This window comes from Trichocoleus sp. ST-U1, assembly GCF_039961835.1.
In the GTDB taxonomy this organism is placed as follows: domain Bacteria; phylum Cyanobacteriota; class Cyanobacteriia; order Cyanobacteriales; family FACHB-T130; genus FACHB-T130.
Genome location: NZ_JAMPJZ010000022.1, coordinates 1 through 23,320, shown reverse-complemented (window position 1 = coordinate 23,320; position 23,320 = coordinate 1). Strand labels below are relative to the sequence as shown.

Here is a 23,320-nt window from a genome sequence, read left to right as displayed (position 1 = left end):
CTAATGGGTCTTGAACAATTCGCAATTCGCCATTAGCCATCATCCCTCTTATTAATACTTCATACTTCCAACTTCTGCCTTCCGTTGGAGGGTAGATTACAGCAACTTTTCAAGCTTCGGATCGGTTCGTAGCAACTCAAGAACCTTTTTGATTTCTTGGGTGCGGTCTTTTTGGACAATCAGCGTGACATTGCGATCGCGCACAATCACTACATCCTCCATCCCAATCGTCACGATTACCTCATCCTCACCCTCGGCGTAGAGAATCGCCCCTTGGGTATCCATTCCCACGTGAGTCGCCAGTTCCACGTTTGGTTTGTCCCCTTTCAGCAACCGTTCGATGGCGTTCCAATCTCCTAAATCGTCCCACCCGAAAGACACTGGCAGCACATAAGCGAGCTGCGTCTTCTCCATCAGCGCATAGTCGATACTCTTCTTCGGCATCTGAGAGTAAGCTGCGACACCTTTCTCTTCGAGAAGACTAATAATTTCCGGCGCGTAAGTGCGAAGTTCATCTAGCACTACCCCAGCTTGGAAGATGAACATTCCGCTGTTCCAGCTGAATTGACCTGTTGCCAGAAACTCCTCCGCCGTCGGGCGGTCGGGTTTTTCCGTGAATCGGCTGACGCGGTAGGTGGGAAACTCCCCAACCTTGCCAGTTTCTTCTCCTTGCTCAATGTAACCGTAGCCCGTAGATGGATAATTCGGCTTAATCCCCAATGTCACAATCGACGGCTGAGTTGCTGCCAAAGTAGCACCGGCTTCCAGCGTTTGTTGAAAAGCCTTCTCGTCTGCAATCCAATGGTCGGCGGGGAAAAAGCCGACAACCGCGTTTTCTCCATACCGCTTGGCAATTTCCAGTGTTGTCCAAGCGACCGCTGGGGCAGTATCGCGCCCCTCTGGTTCTACCAGCAAATTTTCTACGGGTAGCTGGGGCAGTTGTTCTTTCACCCCATCTGCCAGCAAAGCCGAAGTAACGACCCATAGCTTCTCCCAGCCTCCAGCCAGAGATAACAGCCGGTCGGCAGTTGCTTGCAGTAAACTCTTACCGCTGCCATCCAAACTTAAAAACTGCTTGGGTCGGTGCTTGCGGCTGAGAGGCCAGAAGCGTTCCCCTTTACCACCGGCGAGAATGACAGGTATTAGCGATTGGTTCATTTTTGGCTTTAGCGATTCTTTTCGGCTCTATGTTAACCTTGACGCGATCGCGATCGCTGTTTAACCTTTGTGCTTGCTCCCGATCAAACGCCTCGTGCAACTTCTCCTCACTTTCTGTAGAAACCAACCTGTAGAAACAAGCTTAAGGCACCGCTGCAATGTCATTTCCTTTGGGAGATGGAGAACCTAAAGTTATAATCCACCTTGGAAATAAGTCTCCAGAAAGATACATATAGTCTGCGGTTGTGGTGATGAGGTAAACGTGGAAGAAGGTATCAAACAGTCTCAAACCAGTCCAGACCACGAAACGTCTAAAGGTTCTAGCAATCAGCAGGCACCCCGTACAGATGCCGTTGATGACGATTCCGACACCTCACCCCAATCGCAGACAAGCGATGTGGCAAATGAGGTTTCGCCCCAAAAAAACAACTTGGGGCGGCGCTTGTTATGGATCGCTGTCTTTATCATCACAGCAACCGTTTCTGCCACAGTGGGAGCAACTTTAGCACTGATTACCCCTTTGTCGCCGATCGTTGCCTCCCAGACTTCAGGAGAAAAAACTGCGACAGATGGATGGGGTAGAGGTTTTCAGTACCGTCTGGCGCGACCCGTCAATATCCTGGTTATGGGAATTGACCGCCTCCACAACTCACCAGATAATTCGCCGGATAATTTCACCGGCAACAGCGATACGATGCTGCTGTTACGGTTAGACCCGACTGACCATTCAGTAAAAATGCTTTCCATTCCACGAGATACGCGAGTGGAAATTCCGGGCGTTGGTTTTAACAAGATCAACCAGGCGAATGTCAACGGGGGCGCAGCCTTATCCGCACGAGTTGTCAGCCGTACCCTAAACAATGTCCAGATCGATCGATACGTGCGAGTCACCACCGATGCCTTTCGGGAGTTGGTGGATTTGGTGGGCGGCATTGAGGTATTTGTTCCTCGCCAGATGTCCTATGTAGACGAAACCCAAAAACTCAAAATCGATCTTTCCCCAGGCTGGCAAACTCTCAATGGCGACCAAGCAGAACAGTTTGCGCGGTTCCGGAATGACAAGAACGGCGATATTGGTCGGGTGCAGCGACAGCAAGCCCTTCTCAAGTCGTTGCGGCAGCGTCTGACGAACCCAGCCGTATTGCCTCGCTTGCCTCAACTGATCCGGGTGATGTGGAAGTACGTTGACACGAATCTCAGCTTAGAAGAAACCCTAGCGCTGGCAAATTTTGGCATCAACTTGGAGCAAGATGATTTCAAAATGGTGTTGTTGCCCGGTCGATTCAGCGACCCCCAGGAGTACATTGCCAGCTATTGGATTCTGGATTCCGAGGGGAGAGATCGCATCATGCGCCAATATTTTGGGCAAGAAACGACTCTTGCCTCTGTAGAGGAAAGCCGTTCTCTTAGCACCCTGAGAATCGCAATCCAAAATGCCACCGAGCAGCCTGGTATCGCTTATCGCGTTTCTGAATATCTGGCGGCGAAAGGATTTGTAAATGTTTATGTTGTCAATGATTGGCCCGACCGCGAACGCCAAACTCAAATTATTGTCCAGCAAGGCGACTTAACAAAAGCAGCGGCTTTGAAAAGAGTGCTGGGCGTCGGTCATATTGAAGCGGCTTCTATCGGTGATTTGGAATCTGAGATTACCCTACGAGTGGGTGAAGACTGGCTCGATACAATGAAAAATGTACAATAAAAAATTGAAAAGCTGCCTTATTTTTATCTTTGATTGCAGACGAAGCTGGAGAGCCTTAAAAAGAACAACTTGCTTTTTAAATTTTTGATTAATCCTATGCAACCTTTAACTTCAAAAGCTATTAAAAATTTTGTGGTGCGCGTGCTTAGCGGTATCTTGCTATTAGCTTTGGCATGGCTGTGGGTGATGTTGAGCGCTACTCCTGCTTTTGCTCAGGCAGGGACAATTAATTACACCAATATTAATTTGGAAAATCGGGATTTCTCGAATGCTGATTTAGTTGGTGGTGTATTTGTCGCAGCTGAAATGCGAGGAACAAACTTCCAGGGAGCTGACCTTACCAATGCGATTCTGACCAAGGGAGTGTTATTAAAAGCAAATCTGGAAGGAGCAAACCTGACTGGGGCTTTGGTAGACCGAGTAACGTTGGATGAAGCTAATTTAACCAACGCGATTTTAGCGGAAGCAACGTTGACGCGGACTCGCTTTTACGACACCATCATTACGGGCGCTGATTTTACGGATGCACTAATTGACCGCTACGAAGTGGCTCAACTCTGTCAGCGAGCAGAAGGTGTGAACCCAGTAACGGGTATTGCTACGCGAGACAGCTTAGGCTGTCGCTAAACGGTCGTTCGCCAATTGTTGCATAGGCTCCCAGTTGAGGACATCTTGGAGCAATGCCTGATAGCCTGCGACATTTGGGTGGAGTCCGTCTTCGGTAAGATGCGATCGCCACCAATCTTCACCCCGATTCATCCACAGCTCGAAAATATCCAGATAGGGAATCTGTCGCGCCTGACACGCTAGCCGCGTTGCTTCTTTATACCGATATTGATCGCCGTGATTGTAGTAAAAACAGTCCAAAAATGGCATTTTCGCCTCATCTACCGGCACCATCCCCACAAAGAGTACCGGACAGAATCTTTGGGTTAGCGTTGCGGTAGCGCTCTGAGTACATCGCTCCAGCAACAAATCCATTTCTGCTTTGAAAACTTCAAAATCGGTAAAATTCCGCCCAGTCGGTCGAGCCAACCGAGCCGAATCATTGACCCCGACTGATAGAATAATTGCATCGGGTACGCGATTTCTCAGCTCACCGCGATGGCGAAACTCCTGCTCTAACCGCTGTTGCACTTGGCTGATGCCGTCACCCCGGACACCCAAATTGTAGAGAACGTGTCCCGGACTATCCGGCAGCATCCAGCGACGCCGCAGCCGCTCTACCCACCCGCCACCTTCCGGATCGCCGAATCCATAAACAAGACTGTCTCCCAGTGCTACAAGCTTCAGAGGATGGCGATCGCTTTCAGGAAACGGCTTAATCGTAGGAGGGACAAGGGTTTGCATGGACTGTAATCTCGAACTTATTTTCAGAATGATATAGATAGATTGATAAGAATCTACATAATATTAAACGATTCTTTGTCTTGAAAGAAATTCTTCAGTGAATCTCCGGGCGGTGCTAACAGCCACAAAAACTGGGGACTCCTGCTAGACTGAAGGGTGCAAGGTGACAGGAGGGTCGCGCGACTGTGCGCCGCTACTCACGAACAACAATTAACAACTAATCCAACGTGATGCAAAAGCGTTTCAAGTTTGATACAACCGAAGTTTTACTCCGGGCTGAAGAGCTGGTGAGTGCTGCTTCCAATCGCTACCGGATTACCGTTCAAGTAGCGAATCGCGCTAAGCGCCGTCGCTATGAAGACTTTGATAATGTTGACGATCCGATGATGAAGCCAGTGCTGCGGGCGATTCTGGAAATGTCCGATGAGCTAACGCAACCGGAAATTATTGGCGATTAGATAAAAAATAACAAGCAAGATGAAGCGACAAACCAAAAAATTTCCCAAGCGAATGCTACGTTTTGCCGTTGCCTCTCTAACGGCGCTGTTTTTATTTCCTTGGGGAAGCATCTTTGATCCTTCATCCTCGCTTTTTCATCTTTCCGAACAGCCTGCGATTGCCCAGATGTACGGAACTCAGGATGTCTGGCGGCAAGTTTATCAACGCCTACCGGATTTGCCGCTAGAAAATCAATACATCAGCAAGGAAACTGGCAAGCAGGCATCGGAAAATACCCTAGTAGGTCGCATCATCCGCTATCACGTTTATGTAAAGTCACGTCCACCCAACTATCGGCTGGATTGGAAACTGACCTTGGCGGACTATCTGGGCGCAAACGAACTAATCCAGGAGTCGCTATATCCGGGTTATGATACGTTGCAGAAAAATCCCATGCAGAGCGATCGCGCGGTCATTGAACGCCTGAATCGAGCGCAACGAGACGCCTTAGTTCAAGTCCTCGTGAGTCTATTCACTCCCAATTCTCAGCAGCAGGCACCCGTACCTTCTCCCAGCGCTTCACCTCAGCCACAGGCAGCACCCAAACCCAGTGGAGGGCTAGCACTGCCTCAGCCAGGAGATGCTCAGTTACTCAAGTAAGGAAAAATTAAAAACTAAAAATGTAAGAAAAGCGCTTTAGTTTTTGATTTTTAATGACTTTTATGGAACGTCTCATCAAAAGTGGAGTTGGCTGGCGCATTGGCTGGAACCCTAACACGACTGAGTTTAAAGGGTTAGTTGGTGGGGATGATTGGGCGATAGAGCTGACAGAGGCAGAGTTAAATGAGTTTTGTCGCTTGCTGGCACAATTGGCAGAAAGTATGAGCCAGATAGCGACTGAGTTGATGGATGAGGAGAAAATCGCCTGCGAAACCGAAAGCGACTTACTTTGGATGGAAGTAGAGGGCTACCCCCATGCTTACAGCCTTCGTTTCATTCTCCACACGGGACGGCGGGGTGAGGGTAGCTGGAATGAGGCAGCAGTACCGGGTTTGATGCAAGCGGCTCAAATGTTAAAGGTTTTCTGATTGCATCTTGACAGCTTTAAAAAAGCTGATATAGAATATAAGACTGTGCCGGGGTGTAGCGCAGGTTGGTAGCGCGCAGCTTTGGGGTAGCTGAGGTCGTGGGTTCGAATCCCGCCACTCCGATTAGTCCGGCAGAATCCGTTAAGTTGAAAGGGGCGAGTTCTCCTGAGGGAGATAAAAAATCGCTCATCATTGTCATAGAAGCTAAGTCATAGAAGCTCATGGCTTAGTGTGTAGGGAGCCTGTATCGCGGTTATTGCTGTGGAGCGATCGCTTATGCTCAGACGTTTAACCAGCCGCTCTCTGCTGACGGCAGCTATTTTTCTGGTTGTGACATCGCTTACCCTAATAATTGTCCTATTAACTAAGCAGCCAGTTATGACATCTCAACCCCAGCTGCTAACCGATCCCTTTCTACAACTGCCGACCGAAACAAGCGTGCGAGTCGTGTGGTTTACTGAGTTTGCTGGTGAGCATCTTGTCGCCTACGGTGAGAATCTTGCTCGCAGTGTTGTCGCCAGTACCACCAAACTCAGCCGCACTCGTGAGGATAGTCAATCGCGGGTAGGAAATCAGACTCAAGACGGTCAGATTTACCAGCAGCCGACCAGCCGAGACATCTGGCGGCACGAAGCAGAGGTGACTGGGTTAACTCCTGGCACGCGAGTTTCTTATCGCGTCACCAGCCTGCGGGAAGATCGTACGAGCGTTAGCAGTAAGGTATTCACGCTCGCCCCCAAACCCACACCGGGCACATCACTGAAAATTTTGCTGACTTCCGACCACCAGCTCAAGCCGATGACATCTGCCAATCTTCAGAAGGTCGTTGAGACAGTCGGGCAAGTAGACGCTGTCTTCTTTGTCGGTGACTTAGTCAACATTCCCGACCGTGCCTCCGAGTGGTTTGATGATAATCGGGGGGGTGCCTTCTTTCCTTGCCTCCAAGGTCGCAGCAACTACGAACTTGAACACAATGAACTTGAACACAACGGTGTCAAGACGGTTTATCGGGGTGGACAGATAATTCAAAACGCCCCCATGTTTGCAGCGATTGGCAATCATGAGGTGATGGGACGCTTCTCGATGGAAAGTAGCTTAAACGACCAGTTCGATGACTCCTATCCTCGTTGGGCTGCTCAGGAAATTTATGCACAAAAGGCAGAAGAAAAAAAGGCAGAGCAACTAAACCCCGGTGAGGACACGAAGCGCAATTTCGCGTCTCTTCAACAGTTAAAAGATAATTCTTTTAATACCGATACTTACGAAGAAATTTTTACTTTACCCGAAAGTAGGGAGGGTGGAAAAAAATATTATGCCTTCACATTTGGTGATGTGCGGTTGGTGGTACTTTACGCGACCAATGCGTGGCGTTACTGGGGATTGGAGGAGAAGACAAAGGGAAGATACCGCGAACGAGAAAAACACTTAAATAACCCGGAAAAGTGGGGATATGGGCAGCACATCTTTGAGCCAATTGCCAAGGGTAGCGAACAATACACCTGGCTCGAAAAAGAACTGAATAGCCCGGAGTTTAAGCAAGCAAAGTACAAAGTTGTGATGTTTCATCACCCACCACATTCACTGGGGGATAACGTTGTCCCTCCTTATACTGATCCGGTGCAGACGATCGACCGAGATGGGAATGGCAATATTAAATCGGTGCGTTACAAGTACCCTAGAGAAGCAGATTACATTATCCGAGATGTATTACCACTGCTAGAAGCTGCTAATGTGCAGTTAGTATTTTATGGGCACTCGCACCTGTGGAATCGCTTTGTCAGTTCTAGCGGGATGCACTTTTTAGAAACCTCGAATGTCGGCAACTCCTATGGTGCGGCGTTGGGCGAAAAGAAGCGACCTGTACCAGAAGAGTATCAAGAGAATGATGTCGTAACGGGCGATCCAAATGGGTTAGGGGCAGTGGTACCGACCATTGCGCCACTGGTGGGTGAAGATGGCAAGCCATTACCGTATGTGGCAAGTAATGAGATGACGGCATTTAGTATCTTCAACACGGGTACGGGTATAGTGAGCAGTTACCGTTTTGATACGCGAAAACCGGACTCAGAGGTGGTAAAGTTTGATGAATTTAAGCTGAAATAAAGGAAATTTACCCGGCAAGTTATCGAGTAGGCAATGAGCGCGATCGCTCAATCATTCTAAAAAGTTGTCACCCCACCATTTTGCAAGCATAAATTGCCTAAAATTATGTGAAAAAATCCCCTTTACACTTACTTTTATAAGAATCCGATATGAGTTTTGAGATGCCAGTGGTTTATATCCCCGATTTCCCGCTCGAAATCGGGGATTTCGCCTTCACGAATCATTGAAGAAATAGCACAACTTAGCTATCTCGGATGGAAGGAGCCGTTGCCAAAGTTTCTGCTGCTTTTTGCATTGCTTCAAGATCCGAAGATATCCAGGTACGAGCATCCTGACAATTATGAGCAACTAGCAATCCCCACAACCGAACAGAATTGAGAATTGGCACCACTAAATTAGCGCGTACCTTCATCGTGCGGAGAAAATCGCGGTGGCAAGGGTTAATCGGTTCTAATTCAATATCTGCGATCGCTCGTACCCTTCCTGCTTGGTACAAGGCAGCATATTCATCATTAAAACAATCATCGGGGCCTGTTGAGCCGAAGATCGAGTATTCTCTAGACCTCAAGGACTCAAACGTAACCTGCCCTTTCCATTGGCGATAAAAGTAATATAAAACGACGCGATCGACTTGAAGCAAATCTCTTAGCTCGTCGGTCGTCTTTTGAACTAAAACATCTCGCTCGATACTATTGGCAAGACGGTTAGCAAATGCTCGCAAACCCGGATCGCTATCTTGTATAGCAGGACTAGAGTCAGAATCTCTGTTGAAGTTACTTTGCACGGGAAGACAAATCCGACTGAGTTATGACAATTGAATGTTTTTTATGATAACGCTATAGTCCAAATAGCATCCACTCTAAAAGCTAAGAGATTGATGCAAACAGCGATCGCTCTTATTTTTTGGGGGAGTGCAATGTCCTATACAGCAGAAATTCACACTTTATACTTCTTGATTCACCAGTAATTGACTTTTTTGTTGCTCAATTGGAATCTCAATTAAGAACTCTGCACCCTGTCCCGGTGCTGAAATACATTTCAGTTGACCGTTATGCTTATCTACAATTTGGTAGCTAATTGACATCCCCAAACCTGTCCCAGAACCGACCGGCTTAGTTGTAAAAAACGGATCGAATAACCGACTGCTGACTTCCTCCGTCATTCCTGGGCCATTGTCAGCAATCTGAATCCTGACTTGATTGGGTTGCACCGTAGAAGTCCGAATCCAAATTGTTGGAGATTCTTCGGGGTTCATCGTTGATGGTTTATTGCCGCGAACGGCGAACGGCGAGCAATGAACTGCTTCGAGGGCATCAATCGCATTCGTCAAAATATTCATAAATACTTGATTAATCTGTCCCGCATAGCATTCAACTTTGGGTAGGTTGCCATATTCTTTGACGATCTGAATACCCGAACGATCCGGTTTGGCTTTCAGACGATTTTGCAGGATTAGCAGCGTGCTATCGATGCCTTCATGAATATCGACAGTCTTCATCTCTGCCTCATCAAGACGAGAGAAGTTTCGTAAACTCAGGACTATTTCGCGGATGCGGTCAGCTCCTACCTTCATAGAAGATAGGATTTTAGGCAGGTCTTCGAGTAGGAAAACCAGGTCGATTTCTTCCGCCTGAGCTTGAATGGCGGCGGGTGGCTGGGGATAGTGTTCCTGGTAGAGCTGAAGCAGGCGTAGTAAATCGAGAGCGTATGCATTAGCGTAAGAGAGATTGCCGGAGATGAAGTTAACGGGATTGTTAATTTCGTGAGCAACCCCCGCAACCAACTGTCCTAAAGAGGACATTTTTTCACTTTGAATCAGTTGAGCTTGAGTTTGCTTCAGTTCGCGCAAGGCGTGTTCAAGCTGAGCGGCTTTAGTTTGGGCAGTGCTGGCAGCATCGAGCTGCTGGTTGTAAAGTTCGGCTTGGTTAATCGCGATCGCTAGCTGGTTGACAACCGCCGAGAGTAATTCCACCTCGCTGTCCGTCCAAGGTTGCACTTGGTTCCGGCGATGACAAGCCAAGGCACCCAGTTCGCCACTCGGTGTCTGTATTGGCAGCGCCAGCGCTGACCGAGTGCCTGCAACGAGTAATGTTTGCGGAATGACTGGATCGTCCGGAGTTTGCACTTCATCCAGGCGGAACATTTCTAAATTCAGCATTTTTTCCTCAAACTTTGGAAAAAATCCCACCGGATAGAAGCCAAGCCAGTTCGCTTCGGTGGAAGTTCTCGCTTCCTTAACAACCTCCCATCCGGGGGGTGACGAATGGGGGCGATACCAAGCGAAGGTGCATGACTCAATCCCCATCCGCCTTTGGATCGCCCCGACAGCGGTTTCTAGAATCGTATCTAGATCGAGGGTGTTCCGGATCTGGTTAGCTAGACGGTTGAGTAGTTCTTCCTGCTGAGCGAGTTGTCTAAATCGAGTTTCCGATAGTTGCAGAGCGACTTCAGCCTGTTTGCGTTCGGTGATGTCGGTGGAAATGCCGCAAACTGCATAAGGCATACCATTGTCGTCGTAAAGCGGAAACTTCATCGAAATGTAGGTGTGTAAGCCGTCGTCTTGAGGAATCACTTCCTCACTTTCTAAAGGAATCCCTGCCGCAAGTACCTTTTGATCGTTGGTTTGCAATGCCTCAGCGACCTCATAAGGTAAGTACTCGAACTCTGTCTTCCCTTTGACTGCCTCTGCATCCACGTTGAGCAAGTTGGCACACTTCCGGTTCATCAAAATATTACGACCTTGAATATCCTTGACGTAGATAGCGGCTGGAGAGTAAGCCAGAATTGCTTGAAGCTGCTGTTCGCTCTCCCTCAGAGCGGCTTCAGCCTGTTTGGCACTTGTGATGTTCCTCGCAGTGCCCGTGGTGCCGAGGATGTTTCCGGCGTCGTCCTTAGATGCGATCGCGTTGAAGCTCATCTGAATCGGCGTTCCATCTTTACGCAGATGCACCGTTTCGTATTGGAAATACGGCTCACCCTCCAGCAGGCGCAGATGTATCTGCCAGTTCTGCTCCACTTGTTCCGGTGGCTGGAAATCGGTGAACAAACGCCCGATCATTTCTTGGGGATCGTATCCATGCATTTGTTTGACCGCAGAGTTCACAAATGTAAATCGCCCCTGTCTATCCACCGACCAAATCAAATCCTGGGAAGTCTCGACTAAATGGCGGTATCTTTTCTCACTCGCCTTCAGCGCTGCCTCTGCCTCTTCCCGGTTGGCAATTTCGCTTTGCAATTGCCTAATGGCAGCCCTTAATTCGCGGGTACGCTCCTCAACGCGGATTTCTAGCTCTTCTTTGGCTTTCTTGAGTGCTTCCTCTGCTTGTTTGCGCTGGGTGATTTCCCGTGCTACGCCAACTAAACCGATAACCTTTCCTTTGGGGTCGCGGTAGACGCTTTTTGTGGAAAGAAATGTCCGGGTAATCCCTGTGGTGAGTATCGTTTCCTCGACAACTTGAGTCACGCCCGTCGTCATGATTTGGCGGTCAGTCTCCATGACTGGATGTGCCAACTCTAGAGGCAGTAACTCGGTATCATCCTTGCCGATAATTTTCCCTTCCGGTCTGCCAAAAACAGCGGCACCCGCCGAGTTGATCATCAAATAGCGACCCTGAAGATCCTTCACATAAATAGCATCCGGGGTGCCTTCAATCACCGCACACACAAGGCTGTAGCTGAATTCTAGTTCTTCTTTGGCTTTTTTCGCAGTTTCCTCGGCTCGCTGGCGCTGGGTGATGTCCGTGTGCGATCCCGCCATCCGAATCGCTTTGCCATTGCCATCTCGCAGCGCTGCTCCCCGCGCTAAAATCCACCGATAGGAGCCATCTTTGTGCTGCAAGCGATGCTCTAATTCGTAATTAGAAGCTTGGCTATTCATGAGATAAGCTTGGACGGTCGCGATCGCGCGATCGCGGTCATCGGGATGCAATCGTTTTTCCCACTCTTCAATCTGATTGGGCAACTCATGCTCTTCATAGCCCAGCATCTTCTTCCATTGAGGTGAAAAATAGGTCTCGTTGGTTGCTATATCCCAATCCCATAATCCATCTTTAGAACCTTGAACTGCTAAATCAAACCGTTCTCGGCTCTTACGTAACTCTTCTTCAGCAGCTTTCCGTTCGGTAATATCTTCAAAAGTGCAAAGGATGCCGACCACGTTTTCTTCACCATCATGGAGTGGAACTTTGTTACTGTCTATCCAAGACGCTTTACCATCTGCCTTAAGAGCCGATTCAATGCTGTGATATTCTGGCGTATTTGTTTCCATAATTCGTCGTTCGCCATCCCGAAAGAAGTTCGCCTTTTCTTGTCTGCACGGCAAATCGTCGTCGGTTTTCCCAACAATATTTTCTGGCTTGCCAATCCCTACTAATTGGGCAAAGTTCTGATTACACCCTAAATAAACTAAATTCTTGTCTTTCCAAAAGATGAATTGGGGAATATTATCCATCACCAATTGCAGCATTTGTTGCGACTTCCGCAGTTGTTCTTCAACGCAATAGCGCTCAATAATTTCGTTTTCTAGATTGCGATTTGCTGCCTCCAATTGAGCTGGGCTGGGTAACGCGAGGGCTTTGGGAATTAGTGGGACTAAGCTGGCTGCTGTATAAACTGATATTCCAGCCGTTAGCGCTTTGATGAAACCAGCTATCCAATAAATCGGATGCCAAAGCGTCCACACTTCGATTAGATGAGTGGTACCACAAGAAATAATAAAGGTTCCAAATAATAGAAATATCCCTGCGTAGGGTAAATCTTTTCGCTGGTGAACGAAGTAAAAGAGCGTGATAGGAATAGAGTCATAGGCAAGAGCGATTAGCACATCTGATATGATATGCAGCCCTACTAACTCTGGTTTCCACAAGTAACAATGTCCATGTGGAATAAAAGAGTTTGAACCCAAAAAAATCTGCAAAAATTGCAGCATATAGCTCCTACTACGTGTTCCTAATTTTTGCTCAACTTTGTAAATTTGTAGAGTATAAAAACATACAGTTAGCCTTTACATTTTTTCTCAACGAGAGAAGTTGAGAAGCCAAAATTCTAGAAAATTATGTTTAGTAATTAAAATTTTTAATCCCAGCCGAGAGCCACGACAACTGTAATTTTTCTAGAAAACATACTCAATTCGCATAGCGATCGCCGTAATATTACGTATGCCAACTGGAAATGAATATCAATGTTTAACGATTGATAGGTTTTTCTACGCAATTGTTGTGTTAAAAAAGGTCTCTGGCGTTAATGTAGAAAATTAATAAATTAAACGAGAGTTCATTTGTCAAGAGAGCGATCGCTGAAAATTAGCTAGAAAATTACCGACAAAATGCTCAATCGGAGTCGCTGCGGCACTAAAACACTCAAAACTGGGCTTTCTTGCTATAAAAAGAAGAATCACCTTCCGATAATCATTCTTAGAATGCGGCTAGGAAGGATAATGATTTTAAATTCGAGAGCGATCGCTATGGCTGGAACGCAGTGAGTAGCAACCGTTCGGCACACTGGGGTAGATTGTAAAGCTATATTGCAACTCTTGTAAAAAGATTTAGAAATCTGCCAAGCCCGTGTCAGAACCTTAACCTAGAACTTTAAAGGAATGTTGCAAGGGAAACGTCATGGATAAAATGCAAAAGTATCGCTTCGTCTGTACTCTCTCCTTTGGCGATATCTATGGGCAAATCATCGTTTGGCTGATTGTCATCTTCATTAGTCTCGCCTCTGCACTAGCGCTGTGGAGTACCACTCGGCAAATTTACGCCCTAATGACTGTTGGACTCATCCTCGTGCTGTCTCTGCCGTTCTTGCTCTTTGCCTTCGTGACTACGTTGTTTAACCACATTGAGGTTTCTGCAATGGATATCCAGGACACCACTGAGACCGTTGGTGGCAGTTTACCCAACCAAAACCCTGCCCAAGTAACCAGTTGAAGAGCCATCAGTCTTTGGTCAACACTGAGAACTGAGGGCTAAGGACTGAGGACTGAGGACTGAGGACTGAGGACTGAGGACTGAGGACTGAGGGCTAAGGACTGAGGACTGAGGACTGAGACGCCAGAACTGGTATTAGGACTAAAAAGAAATTTATGAAGAACTTCCCCGCTTTGTGGTGGGGAAGTTTTTATTTGCGTCAGCATGGATGTAAGAATTCCAAAGAGCGGATCTTAAAGATGCTTGAACACGATGTCGTGATTGTGGGAGGTGGATTAGCGGGGTGTCGCGCCGCCTTAGAGATTGCCCGCACAGAACCCAGCTTAGATGTGGCGCTGATTGCCAAAACTCACCCGATTCGTTCCCATTCGGTCGCCGCGCAGGGGGGTATGGCGGCAACGCTGAAGAATGTAGACCCTGAAGACACTTGGAAAGACCACGCTTTTGACACCGTAAAGGGATCTGACTACTTGGCGGATCAGGATGCGGTGGAAATCCTCACCCGCGAGGCTCCAGACACGATCATCGACCTGGAACACATGGGAGTATTGTTTTCCCGATTGCCGGATGGTCGGATTGCCCAGCGGGCTTTTGGGGGGCATTCTCACCGGCGCACTTGCTATGCAGCGGATAAGACGGGTCACGCGATTCTGCACGAACTGGTGAATAATCTCAGGCGTCACGGCGTCCGCATCTACGATGAGTGGTACGTGATGCAGCTGATTCTGGAAGACGCCCAGGCGAAGGGTGTGGTGATGTACCAGATTCTGGACGGGCGAATTGAGGTTGTACGGGCGAAGGCGGTGATGTTCGCCACGGGCGGCTATGGCAGGGTATTTAACACCACCTCGAATGACTACGCCTCGACGGGGGATGGGTTGGCGATGTCTGCCCTCGCCGGGGTGCCGTTGGAAGATATGGAGTTTGTGCAGTTTCACCCGACGGGCTTGTATCCGGTGGGAGTGCTGATTTCGGAAGCTGTGCGGGGTGAAGGCGCGTATTTGATCAACGCTGAGGGCGATCGCTTCATGGCGACTTATGCCCCCAGTCGCATGGAACTCGCTCCCCGCGATATTACTTCACGAGCGATCGCGCGAGAAATTCGTGCCGGAAGGGGCGTTCATCCCGATGGCAGCGCCGGTGGTCCCTTTGTCTATCTCGACTTGCGCCACATGGGGCGAGAAAAAATTATGAGTCGGGTTCCCTTTGCTTGGGAAGAAGCTCACCGATTACTCAGCATCGATGCCGTAGATCAACCGATGCCCGTGCGCCCTACGGCTCACTATTCAATGGGCGGCATCCCCGTCAATACCAGCGGTCAGGTGAAAAGTGGCCCAGATGGTTTAATTGACGCTTTCTTTGCCGCTGGAGAAGCTGCTTGTGTCTCGGTTCACGGGGCAAATCGATTGGGCAGTAATTCCCTGTTGGAGTGTGTGGTTTATGGCAGAAAAACGGGGGCAACGATCGCGCAATTTGTCCAAAACCGCAAGTTGCCCGAACTGGATGAGCAACCCTATCTGCTAGAAGCTCACTGCAAAATCCAAGCGCAACTAGAACAATCGGGACAGTACCGGATTAACCAAGTGCGTCAAGCCTTCCAAGACTGCATGACTGAGTATTGTGGTGTCTTCCGCAGCGAGGAATTGATGCGCGAAGGTTTGAACAAGCTGCAACAGATTCAGCAGCAATCCCAGGATATTTACCTGGATGACAAAGGTAAACTCTGGAATACTGAAGTCATCGAGGCACTGGAACTCCGCAGCTTGATTATTGTCGGACAAATGATTCTGACATCGGCGCTCAACCGTCAAGAAAGTCGAGGCGCTCATTACCGCGAAGATTATCCTGAGCGTGACGATGAGAATTTCCTCAAGCACACGATGGCTTTCTATTCTCCAGCCGGGATCGATTTGCGCGATCGCCCGGTAAACATTACTATGTTTGAGCCAAAGGAACGGAAGTATTAAGTGATTAGGTGGAAAGTTTGCAAGTTCATAACCTGCCGACTTTCCACCTGCCCACAGGCGTGCTGGCTGCGAATGGGGATATATTGCGATCTCCTGCCACAACACTCCCCAAATAAATTTATGTAGATTTATTAATTTCTTCTACCCACAGTTAGATGTATAATTACTTAACAATGAAGGGGAGTAGCTGCTAGCGAAGAATGATGCTAGCCCATCTGAATCAACATACTGGCGATGAGCCTGGTTCAGGTGACAAGCGAAAGAAACTAAAAATAAGCGCCTAGTCGCTGAACTAATTGTTTCAAACCTTGGGAGCGAGACCTTCACCGAGTTCACATCCGATGTGAGCTGCTGGTGAAGTCCCATGTACCCTCCAGAAAGCTCACTCAGATGCGATAGGTAGAACATTCTGAGGAGCTTGAGAGGATGCTGACAGCTTTTACTGCCGGTTTATTATTCATCACTTTTTCCGAATTAGGCGATAAAACCTTTTTCATTGCGGTAATTCTGGCAATGCGCCACTCCCGACGACTGGTATTTGCAGGAGTTGTGGCGGCATTGGCAGCAATGACGGTTCTGTCGGTTCTCTTGGGACAAGTGGCGTCTCTACTCCCCAAGCATTATCTTCATTTTGCGGAAATTATTTTTTTTGTTGGCTTCGGGGTGAAGTTATTGTACGAAGCAAGCCAGATGCCAGCGGGACCAGACTGTGAAGAAGCCGAAGAAGCGATCGCCACGGTTAAAGAAGCTGAGTCGAAAATGCCAAAAAAGAAAACTCCTTGGGCGATTGTACTCGAAGCCTTTATGCTGACATTTGTAGCAGAGTGGGGCGATCGCACTCAGATTGCCACAATTGCTCTAGCTGCGTCCCAGTCGGCTGTAGGGGTTACGGCTGGGGCTATTGCGGGGCATAGTATTTGTGCAGCGATCGCTGTTTTGGGGGGTCGGATGATCGCCGGACGAATTTCCGAGCGATTAATTACAGCAATTGGGGGCGGCTTGTTTTTGCTGTTTGGAGCGATCGCCTTATTGGAAGGAAATTAAAAATTAAAAATGCCTGCATTAAAAATTCTGTTTTTTGATGAAAGCATTTTTAATTCTTAAGACCCAGGTTAAGGCGTAGGGCTGGGAGATACAGAAGGCGAAGTCGTAGGTGAAGTCGTGGGCGCAGTCGTGGGCGCAGCCGTGGGTGCGGGTGCGTCAGCCGCCAGTTGTTTAATTTGGTCTTTGACTCTAGCTGGAGCTAGAGCGATCGCCGTATTGAATAGGGGTTTAGCTTCGGCGATTTTGCCTTGTTCTCGCAGCACCAGTGCCTTCGCTAGCACCGGACGAAAATCCTGTCGATTGCCTTTGATGGCGTCATCGTAGATAGCGATCGCTTCCGGATAGCGCTTTTGCTCAACGTAAACCTTGCCCAACTCCAACTGCACCGAAGTGACATCGACGCTACCAGGTTGAACTTGATTCACTTGGGGAGCAGTTTTCAACGTGTCTTGCAGCAAGCCAATCGCTGCTTCCGGACGGTTTTGTTGTACCAGAAGACTCACAAGACCTTGCAGGGCGTTCATATCTCCCGGTTTAGAAGTCAAAATCGAGCGATAAGTTTGGGCAGCCCCTTCGCGATCTCCTGTTTGCTGTTTAGCTTGTGCAAGTAAAACTGCGTATTCACTTTGATCGGGATTCAGCTTTGCCAGTTTGTCCAAAGGTGCGATCGCGCCTTTGATATCGCGCATTTTTAGCCGTGCTTCTAACAACCCCCGCAGCGCCGTTTGATTCTGTGGTTCTCGCTGCAAAACCAGTTCGTAACCTTTCGCTTGCGCTTCCAGTTCCGCTTGATTAGCTACCCCTGCCGTCTGAGTCGGTGTTGGGGTTGCCCCAGTAGTAGGCTCTTTGCCGTCAAAAACAATACCCACCAACGGAATGATGGATAATCCGACAAAGATTAACACGCCTAGCCCTAGGACTAGATTAATAAACCAGCGATTGCGCTTTTGGGACACACGACTGCTCTGAACTCTATTGCCATTATCAAACACAATCTTATTTTCCACTGTCACACTTGGCAAACCGCATCACTGTCTCCACATTTTAAAATAGTGGCAGCATCGAACCGAACTTGATAAGGTGTAAGTGTTTTTGCTGAGTGCAAAAACATTACGGATCTACCAGTCGTATCACCGCATTCAGTACAATGAGCTGACTGACTCCCCCCAAGGGGATGTGTCTCCGCCGCGAGGAGTATTATGAGTCCTTCTGTGAATCGGTTCTCCGAATTATCCCAGTCTTCTGGCGATCCTAAGCCAGAACCACCACCCCTATCCAGTCCGCCAACGCCAGCGGATACAGCGTCAAACAGCGATTTGGAACAAACAACTGAAGAGAATCCTGCTGTCACACGACAGCAACCCATTCCTCCCCCTAGCGAACCCATGCAATACCGGGCCATCGGCCTAGTAAAGGGTAAGTACACGTCCTCCGACGAGCAATTTACGCGAGGAATGCTGCTGGCAAGCGATGGAACAGCCATCGATGCCGTGCTATTAGGTCGGGTGATGAGTTTAGTCAAAAATCACCTGAACTTAGAGCAGGAACATTTATGGGTTGTCTATCCCCGGATGCGACAAGAAGACGGCAACTTGCACGTCCAGATTGTGGGCGTTTGGGAGCCGGAAAGGCTGAACCAGCCGTCGTCTGACCCAGAAGCGGAAGCAGCAGAATCGTCCGAACCTACGGATATTCAAAGCGAGTCGGCGGCGAACGATGGCTATTTTTCGATTCGCGGGGAAGTGATTTTTCAGTCGCGAGAAGAAGAAGAAGGCATCATCGTCAAGATTAAGCAGTCTCCTCGCAAGCAGGAAGACACACCTAAGTTTTTCAAGTTGAAACTCAATGGTGTGGTTCAAGAAAAGGCAGTCGGTCATTTCATGGATTTGCAGGTGCAACGACAGGGGAACTCCTTGGTAATTCAGGAGAGCCAGGATATTGGTCGCCTGCCTCCTAGAAAGATTCCGGGCAAGAAGCCATTCCGAGGAGGTGGAGGTGGGCGTCCTCCCAGCAGAAAGCCAGGAGGAGGAAGCCGGGAGCGTCCCGTGCGTCCAAGCGGAGAAAGACCCGCAGCGATCGCGCCCCCATCCCCCAAACGCAAGGAACCCTTGCCAAAGCCGGTTAAGCGCTCTTCCCCGCCGCCAGAATAAACTGGCTATTAGTCATGAGTCACTGTGATGAGTTACACCTAATAACGAATAACGAATGACAAATGACTAATCTAGGGAAATTTGAGAACCCCATCGGTCTTGGGGTAAAAATGAGCGATCCAGTGGAATGGGGGCAACAGGTTCGGTGAGGGTAAATGTCCCCGCCTCAATCCATTGCTTCAACTCCAGCGCTACTTGATTAGAAAAAAATAGGCTGACTAAGGGGGCAACCCGCACGGGTTTGCCCTCTATTGTGATGCGTCCCGTCTTCAGCTGGGCGTAACTCACAAGCCCAAAAGTGGGACGGACGCGCCGAGGAATCGAGAAATCAACAACCGGCGCAACGATCTCCTTGTCTTGCACGGCACAATTGGCGACGACTTGCTCTTGTAAAACGGGCAGTGGGATACCAACGCCGAGCATCATAGAAGGGCCATAATTTTTGAAGTAACAGCCGCGCACCCAGCGAGAATTCATTTGTTTGGCGTCTCCCATTAAGGCAAGGGTAGCCGCCGGACCAACAGGCGTTCGATTTGGCAACCGCTTTTGTAAGGGGAAGTGTTGGGTGCCTTCCCACGCTACATAGCCAACGCCGCCGCCTAAGAAAATCCGAGTGCCAATCCCAATCGTTTGCAGGTCTGGATCGTTCAGGAGGGGAGAAATTGCCCCAGCGTTTGAGTAGACGGCATTGGCGAGGCGGGGTTGCAGCGGGCCGAGGTAAGTATAAAGCGGGCGATCGCCTCCATTCACCCCGACGATAAAATTTTGGTATAGATTGCGGGGATTATATAGATAAAACTGGTTAATCGTGTCGCGGGTGATGGTTGTCTCAAAGGAAGCACGAGGGTAGCAGTCCGTCCCTTGCCCAATGGCGCGTAGTTGCACCGTTTTCCCAGCAATTAAATCTTCAATCACATGACCGCCGCCGCGTTCTCTAGATTCCTCGCCGTCTAGGGGTTCGCCCGTACTCCGATATTCCACCATCTGGGTTGCTCCCAGATACAGATCCACTGCCCCAAAGCCAGAGTAGGCTAAAACCCCATCTAACCAACAGGAGCGAATTTTAATTGGGGGATCGGTGTGTCCCAGGTTAATAATCGCCCCCGAAGACTCCATCGGCTCGAAAGTGCCGGTGGTAATGACATCTACTTGCTTCGCAGCTTGGGTGACTCCCACTTCTGCCACCCGTGCTTTTAATTCTTCTATTGTCCACACCACTGCACGCTGGTGGCTGATTTTGTCGTTAATTTCGGCAAGGGTTCGCATAGGGAAGGTTGAAGGGTCGGACTTTTGCTCATCCCTAGTTTCCACTATTGCGATGCCTCGTGGGGCGACGCTTTTGGGAGGTTAACGGTGTGTGCTGCTGTTCAGATTGCCGATGAGTCTATCGCGCTTCAGATGACAGTAGCCACTTGGCAAATTCATCTGGGTAGTTCTCAGCGAGATACTTGCAAGTGTTGTCGTATTCCAAAAGGGCAATTGGCGAAAGTCTGATTATTTTCTCATCGGAGGTTACTAACTAATCGCGATCGCTATTGATGTATTGACGCCTACTGATGGCTACTTCTTCTCTTTGCCAGCCACATCATCAACATTCGGCTGATTCTCGTTATCAAAATTAGGCTTGTCATTAATGGATGACTTCCCTTCCGGCAACACCACAGTTTCTCGCTCAAATTCAGCAGCTTCATGAGACGTTGCTATACCCTCTGGATCAAAATCTGCTTCGCGCTGACTGCGCCATTGATCGAGAACATCTTTGAATAAGACTTCTTTGAACCAAATCTGACCAACAACGGTTAGCGGTAACGCCAAGACCAACCCTAAAAATCCAAAGAATGTGGCGAAAAATACTTGAGCAAGTAACGTTACGGCTGGCAACAGCGACACCTGTTGAGCCATAACGTAGGGTGTTAAGAAATTGCTTTCAACCTGCTGAATAAAAAAGTAAAGACCGAACACAGCCAAGCATTTCCAAGGAGCCTCCAACAGCGCGATCGCCATTGGTGGGATGACACTAATCGTCGGGCCAAGATTGGGAATCAAATTTAGCACCCCCGCCAAAATCCCTTGAGCCAGCGGCGACGGGATTCGCAAAACCGACAAGCCAATCATACTCATCAGCGCGACTACACTCATGCTGATGAGAGCGCCTCCAAGCCATCGCCCTAATGACACCTCGCATTGGTCCAAAATCCCATCCACGCGCCGCCGATAAAAAGAAGGAAATAGCCGCACAAATCCCTTGCGGTAAGCTTGGGGATTTGCTAAGAACATTCCGGTTAAAACCAGCACCAGCAAAACGTTGAGGATAATCCCTAAAGAGCTGGAGAAAAAGGCGACCGAACTGCCCAATAGCCGATTGATTAAGGGCTGTACTTGTTGGCTTATGCTCTCCACATCGGGTAGGTACGGTGTCAGCTGGCTAGGAAGACCCGTTCTGAGGCGATCTACCCAAAGATTCAAGCGCTCAAACCCTCTAGGAACCCGTTCTGTGAGTTCTTGAAACTGGACGGTAAAGGGCGGCACAATCAGCCAAAAAAACCCGACAATCAGAGCTAATAATAAGACAATCGACGCCAGGATCGCGATGCCATGTTTCATTCCCGATCGTTGCAGCCGCCGCGCCAATCGGTTTAAGGCAGTCGCCAACACAACGGCGGCAAACACCAACAGCAACACCTGCCGAATTTGCCACAAAACATAAAGAGAAACGACTAAGACGAATAAGCCAATCCACTGACCTAGATTCACAGGTGTTGACTCCGAGCTGACATAGGCTGTAATTGCCGTTTAATGCAGCTAGATTAGCCGATTTTGGCAACTTTCGCATGGGTTGAAAGTAAGGTTTGAATAGCTGCCAAGCGTCAACTGTTTCAGTGTTTTTATGTAAGCCGCTCTACTCAGATAAGTATTCATTGATACTTAAAATACAACTTAGTCCAGTTGGCGATATTGTCGCGATCGCTGCCAGAAGGTCACAGCCATAATCAGCGTTGGCAGAAACACAACCATCAGCACTAGGGCTGGGGATGCTGGAATTGATAAATAGGGACCACCATACTTAATTAAGATTGACAGTGCCGCTGAGGCGAGTAGCACTTTAAGAATGAATCCAACCTGAGTTGTCATACAACTTAATAAACAAAGACTAAAGTACGGCTATACGGATGCTTGTAGGGGTAGACACCGAACCCAGGCGATCGCATCCCCTTTTTTACAATAGCTTTTAGAGCCTCACCCTGTTACCAATTTCGATGCTCTAAAAGCTTACTAAAGCCAAGAGTACATTTAGCTTTCACTCAGTAGACATCTGAAAGCAACCTTTCAAACTTTATAACTTTTAAGAGGTTCGTATCTACAATGCCTGTTGAAAATAATAATAAGCGATCGCCCAAAGCCTCTAGAACAAAGCAGTTTGGCGGCAGCTTCCTGATTTTGTTCACTATCCTTCTACTGCTAAACTTTATCATTCCGAGTTTTGGCTCTCAATTGCCGCAGGTACCCTACAGCGACTTTATCAATCAGGTAGAAAGCGGTAAAGTTGAGCAGGCAGTTGTGAGCAATGACCGGATCGAGTATGCGCTTAAATCCGATGCCACGGGAGAGCAAGCCGCACCAGATCAGGTATTCGTCACCACGCCAGTGGCAATCGATCTGGATCTACCCAAGATCCTGCGCGAACATAACGTAAAGTTTGCTGCACCTGCACCCAACAACAATGGCTGGATTGGAACCCTCCTCAGTTGGGTTGTTCCTCCCCTGATTTTCTTTGGAATTTGGGGATGGTTGATGAACCGGGGTGGAGGCGCAGGTGGCGCAGCGCTGACGGTTGGGAAAAGCAAGGCACGGATTTACTCAGAAGGCAGCACCGGCATCAAGTTTAGTGATGTGGCGGGTGTCGATGAAGCCAAGTTAGAACTGCTAGAGATTGTGGATTTCTTGAAAAATGCCGGGAAGTACACCCGATTGGGAGCCAAAATTCCCAAAGGCGTGCTGCTGGTGGGACCTCCGGGAACTGGAAAGACACTCTTAGCAAAAGCGATCGCGGGTGAAGCGGGCGTTCCTTTCTTCAGTATCTCTGGCTCCGAATTCATCGAGCTATTCGTCGGTGTCGGCGCTGCACGAGTCCGCGACTTATTTGAACAAGCCAAAAAACAAGCCCCTTGCATCGTCTTCATCGACGAACTAGACGCGCTAGGTAAATCTCGCGGCGGTGCTGGAGGCTTTGTCGGTGGAAACGATGAGCGCGAACAAACCCTTAACCAGTTGCTCACCGAGATGGATGGTTTCGAGGGCAACACCGGAATTATTATCATTGCGGCAACCAACCGTCCTGATGTGTTAGATGCGGCACTGCTGCGTCCGGGTCGCTTTGACCGTCAGGTGGTCGTGG

20 protein-coding genes and 1 tRNA gene are annotated in these 23,320 nt (G+C 48.8%); 12 read left to right on the top strand and 9 right to left on the bottom strand.

Annotation, left to right across the window (positions count from 1 at the left end; genetic code table 11):
- Positions 1 to 96: 96 nt before the first annotated feature.
- Positions 97 to 1,158, bottom strand: a complete 1,062-nt coding sequence (locus tag NDA06_RS10680; RefSeq protein WP_190985109.1) for a mannose-1-phosphate guanylyltransferase — start codon at positions 1,156 to 1,158, stop codon at positions 97 to 99.
- A gap of 262 nt (positions 1,159 to 1,420) precedes the next feature.
- Between NDA06_RS10680 and NDA06_RS10675 the strand changes: the two genes are divergently transcribed.
- Positions 1,421 to 2,860: an LCP family protein gene (locus NDA06_RS10675; protein WP_347277011.1), complete on the top strand. Its 1,440-nt coding sequence runs from the start codon at positions 1,421 to 1,423 to the stop codon at positions 2,858 to 2,860.
- Positions 2,861 to 2,980: 120 nt separating this feature from the next.
- Positions 2,981 to 3,487 carry a pentapeptide repeat-containing protein gene (locus NDA06_RS10670; RefSeq protein ID WP_190427732.1) on the top strand — a complete coding sequence of 169 codons (507 nt, stop codon included), beginning with the start codon at positions 2,981 to 2,983 and terminating at the stop codon, positions 3,485 to 3,487.
- On the opposite strand, the gene NDA06_RS10665 is transcribed toward NDA06_RS10670, so the two are convergent.
- A complete protein-coding gene (locus NDA06_RS10665; protein ID WP_190439564.1) occupies positions 3,473 to 4,210 on the bottom strand; it encodes a GDSL-type esterase/lipase family protein in 738 nt (245 codons plus the stop codon). The genes NDA06_RS10670 and NDA06_RS10665 overlap by 15 nt on opposite strands.
- A 230-nt stretch (positions 4,211 to 4,440) precedes the next feature.
- On the opposite strand from NDA06_RS10665, the gene NDA06_RS10660 reads away from it, so the two are divergent.
- The 5 genes from NDA06_RS10660 to NDA06_RS10640 all read left to right on the top strand — a co-directional run bounded on the left by NDA06_RS10660 (position 4,441) and on the right by NDA06_RS10640 (position 7,839).
- Positions 4,441 to 4,668, top strand: a complete 228-nt coding sequence (locus tag NDA06_RS10660) for a DNA-directed RNA polymerase subunit omega (protein ID WP_190416141.1) — start codon at positions 4,441 to 4,443, stop codon at positions 4,666 to 4,668.
- A gap of 19 nt (positions 4,669 to 4,687) precedes the next feature.
- Positions 4,688 to 5,308 carry a hypothetical protein gene (locus tag NDA06_RS10655; RefSeq protein ID WP_242031395.1) on the top strand — a complete coding sequence of 207 codons (621 nt, stop codon included), beginning with the start codon at positions 4,688 to 4,690 and terminating at the stop codon, positions 5,306 to 5,308.
- A 62-nt stretch (positions 5,309 to 5,370) separates the two neighbouring features.
- The gene (locus NDA06_RS10650; protein ID WP_190416142.1) at positions 5,371 to 5,736 is read left to right on the top strand and encodes a DUF1818 family protein; all 366 of its coding nucleotides are present in this window, start codon (positions 5,371 to 5,373) and stop codon (positions 5,734 to 5,736) included.
- Positions 5,737 to 5,785: 49 nt separating this feature from the next.
- A tRNA-Pro gene (locus NDA06_RS10645) sits at positions 5,786 to 5,859 on the top strand.
- Positions 5,860 to 6,114: 255 nt separating this feature from the next.
- Complete coding sequence (locus NDA06_RS10640; protein WP_347277013.1) at positions 6,115 to 7,839, top strand: metallophosphoesterase; 1,725 nt, start codon at positions 6,115 to 6,117, stop codon at positions 7,837 to 7,839.
- 241 nt (positions 7,840 to 8,080) lie between these two features.
- On the opposite strand, the gene NDA06_RS10635 is transcribed toward NDA06_RS10640, so the two are convergent.
- Entirely contained in the window at positions 8,081 to 8,623 is a 543-nt protein-coding gene (locus NDA06_RS10635) for a GAF domain-containing protein (protein WP_190985107.1), read from the bottom strand.
- A gap of 159 nt (positions 8,624 to 8,782) precedes the next feature.
- On the bottom strand, positions 8,783 to 12,766 hold the full coding sequence (locus tag NDA06_RS10630) for a PAS domain S-box protein (RefSeq protein WP_190985106.1): 3,984 nt from the start codon (positions 12,764 to 12,766) through the stop codon (positions 8,783 to 8,785).
- A gap of 685 nt (positions 12,767 to 13,451) precedes the next feature.
- Here NDA06_RS10630 and NDA06_RS10625 point away from each other — a divergent pair.
- Positions 13,452 to 13,763 carry a hypothetical protein gene (locus NDA06_RS10625; protein ID WP_190412006.1) on the top strand — a complete coding sequence of 104 codons (312 nt, stop codon included), beginning with the start codon at positions 13,452 to 13,454 and terminating at the stop codon, positions 13,761 to 13,763.
- Positions 13,764 to 13,801: 38 nt separating this feature from the next.
- On the opposite strand, the gene NDA06_RS10620 is transcribed toward NDA06_RS10625, so the two are convergent.
- Positions 13,802 to 13,969, bottom strand: coding sequence for a hypothetical protein (locus NDA06_RS10620; protein WP_190985105.1), 168 nt, complete (start codon positions 13,967 to 13,969; stop codon positions 13,802 to 13,804).
- Positions 13,970 to 14,002: 33 nt separating this feature from the next.
- On the opposite strand from NDA06_RS10620, the gene NDA06_RS10615 reads away from it, so the two are divergent.
- Both NDA06_RS10615 and NDA06_RS10610 read left to right on the top strand, forming a co-directional pair.
- On the top strand, positions 14,003 to 15,730 hold the full coding sequence (locus NDA06_RS10615; protein WP_190528030.1) for a succinate dehydrogenase/fumarate reductase flavoprotein subunit: 1,728 nt from the start codon (positions 14,003 to 14,005) through the stop codon (positions 15,728 to 15,730).
- A gap of 426 nt (positions 15,731 to 16,156) precedes the next feature.
- Positions 16,157 to 16,774: a TMEM165/GDT1 family protein gene (locus NDA06_RS10610; RefSeq protein WP_190428985.1), complete on the top strand. Its 618-nt coding sequence runs from the start codon at positions 16,157 to 16,159 to the stop codon at positions 16,772 to 16,774.
- A 68-nt stretch (positions 16,775 to 16,842) separates the two neighbouring features.
- On the opposite strand, the gene NDA06_RS10605 is transcribed toward NDA06_RS10610, so the two are convergent.
- The gene (locus NDA06_RS10605) at positions 16,843 to 17,781 is read right to left on the bottom strand and encodes a tetratricopeptide repeat protein (protein ID WP_348251725.1); all 939 of its coding nucleotides are present in this window, start codon (positions 17,779 to 17,781) and stop codon (positions 16,843 to 16,845) included.
- A gap of 192 nt (positions 17,782 to 17,973) precedes the next feature.
- Here NDA06_RS10605 and NDA06_RS10600 point away from each other — a divergent pair, with 192 nt between their 5' ends.
- Positions 17,974 to 18,924, top strand: coding sequence for a hypothetical protein (locus NDA06_RS10600; RefSeq protein WP_190528036.1), 951 nt, complete (start codon positions 17,974 to 17,976; stop codon positions 18,922 to 18,924).
- A gap of 66 nt (positions 18,925 to 18,990) precedes the next feature.
- On the opposite strand, the gene NDA06_RS10595 is transcribed toward NDA06_RS10600, so the two are convergent.
- From NDA06_RS10595 to NDA06_RS10585, 3 genes are all read right to left on the bottom strand, one after another.
- Positions 18,991 to 20,190: a homocysteine biosynthesis protein gene (locus NDA06_RS10595; protein ID WP_190412013.1), complete on the bottom strand. Its 1,200-nt coding sequence runs from the start codon at positions 20,188 to 20,190 to the stop codon at positions 18,991 to 18,993.
- Between the two features lie 294 nt (positions 20,191 to 20,484).
- Positions 20,485 to 21,678 (bottom strand): AI-2E family transporter, encoded by a 1,194-nt coding sequence (locus NDA06_RS10590; RefSeq protein WP_190985104.1) that lies wholly within the window; start codon positions 21,676 to 21,678, stop codon positions 20,485 to 20,487.
- A 183-nt stretch (positions 21,679 to 21,861) separates the two neighbouring features.
- Complete coding sequence (locus NDA06_RS10585) at positions 21,862 to 22,056, bottom strand: hypothetical protein (RefSeq protein ID WP_190675915.1); 195 nt, start codon at positions 22,054 to 22,056, stop codon at positions 21,862 to 21,864.
- Positions 22,057 to 22,287: 231 nt separating this feature from the next.
- On the opposite strand from NDA06_RS10585, the gene NDA06_RS10580 reads away from it, so the two are divergent.
- On the top strand, positions 22,288 to 23,320 hold a 1,033-nt coding region (locus NDA06_RS10580), incomplete at its 3' end, for an ATP-dependent metallopeptidase FtsH/Yme1/Tma family protein (RefSeq protein ID WP_348251724.1).

Coding starts and splice junctions, on each gene's coding strand:
- NDA06_RS10660 (WP_190416141.1), top strand. CDS start 4,441: ATGCAAAAGCGTTTCAAGTTTGATACAACCGAAGTTTTACTCCGGGCT.
- NDA06_RS10595 (WP_190412013.1), bottom strand. CDS start 20,190: ATGCGAACCCTTGCCGAAATTAACGACAAAATCAGCCACCAGCGTGCA.
- NDA06_RS10680 (WP_190985109.1), bottom strand. CDS start 1,158: ATGAACCAATCGCTAATACCTGTCATTCTCGCCGGTGGTAAAGGGGAA.
- NDA06_RS10650 (WP_190416142.1), top strand. CDS start 5,371: ATGGAACGTCTCATCAAAAGTGGAGTTGGCTGGCGCATTGGCTGGAAC.
- NDA06_RS10625 (WP_190412006.1), top strand. CDS start 13,452: ATGGATAAAATGCAAAAGTATCGCTTCGTCTGTACTCTCTCCTTTGGC.
- NDA06_RS10610 (WP_190428985.1), top strand. CDS start 16,157: ATGCTGACAGCTTTTACTGCCGGTTTATTATTCATCACTTTTTCCGAA.
- NDA06_RS10655 (WP_242031395.1), top strand. CDS start 4,688: ATGAAGCGACAAACCAAAAAATTTCCCAAGCGAATGCTACGTTTTGCC.
- NDA06_RS10600 (WP_190528036.1), top strand. CDS start 17,974: ATGAGTCCTTCTGTGAATCGGTTCTCCGAATTATCCCAGTCTTCTGGC.
- NDA06_RS10630 (WP_190985106.1), bottom strand. CDS start 12,766: ATGCTGCAATTTTTGCAGATTTTTTTGGGTTCAAACTCTTTTATTCCA.
- NDA06_RS10620 (WP_190985105.1), bottom strand. CDS start 13,969: ATGCTGACGCAAATAAAAACTTCCCCACCACAAAGCGGGGAAGTTCTT.
- NDA06_RS10665 (WP_190439564.1), bottom strand. CDS start 4,210: ATGCAAACCCTTGTCCCTCCTACGATTAAGCCGTTTCCTGAAAGCGAT.
- NDA06_RS10640 (WP_347277013.1), top strand. CDS start 6,115: ATGACATCTCAACCCCAGCTGCTAACCGATCCCTTTCTACAACTGCCG.
- NDA06_RS10615 (WP_190528030.1), top strand. CDS start 14,003: ATGCTTGAACACGATGTCGTGATTGTGGGAGGTGGATTAGCGGGGTGT.
- NDA06_RS10585 (WP_190675915.1), bottom strand. CDS start 22,056: ATGACAACTCAGGTTGGATTCATTCTTAAAGTGCTACTCGCCTCAGCG.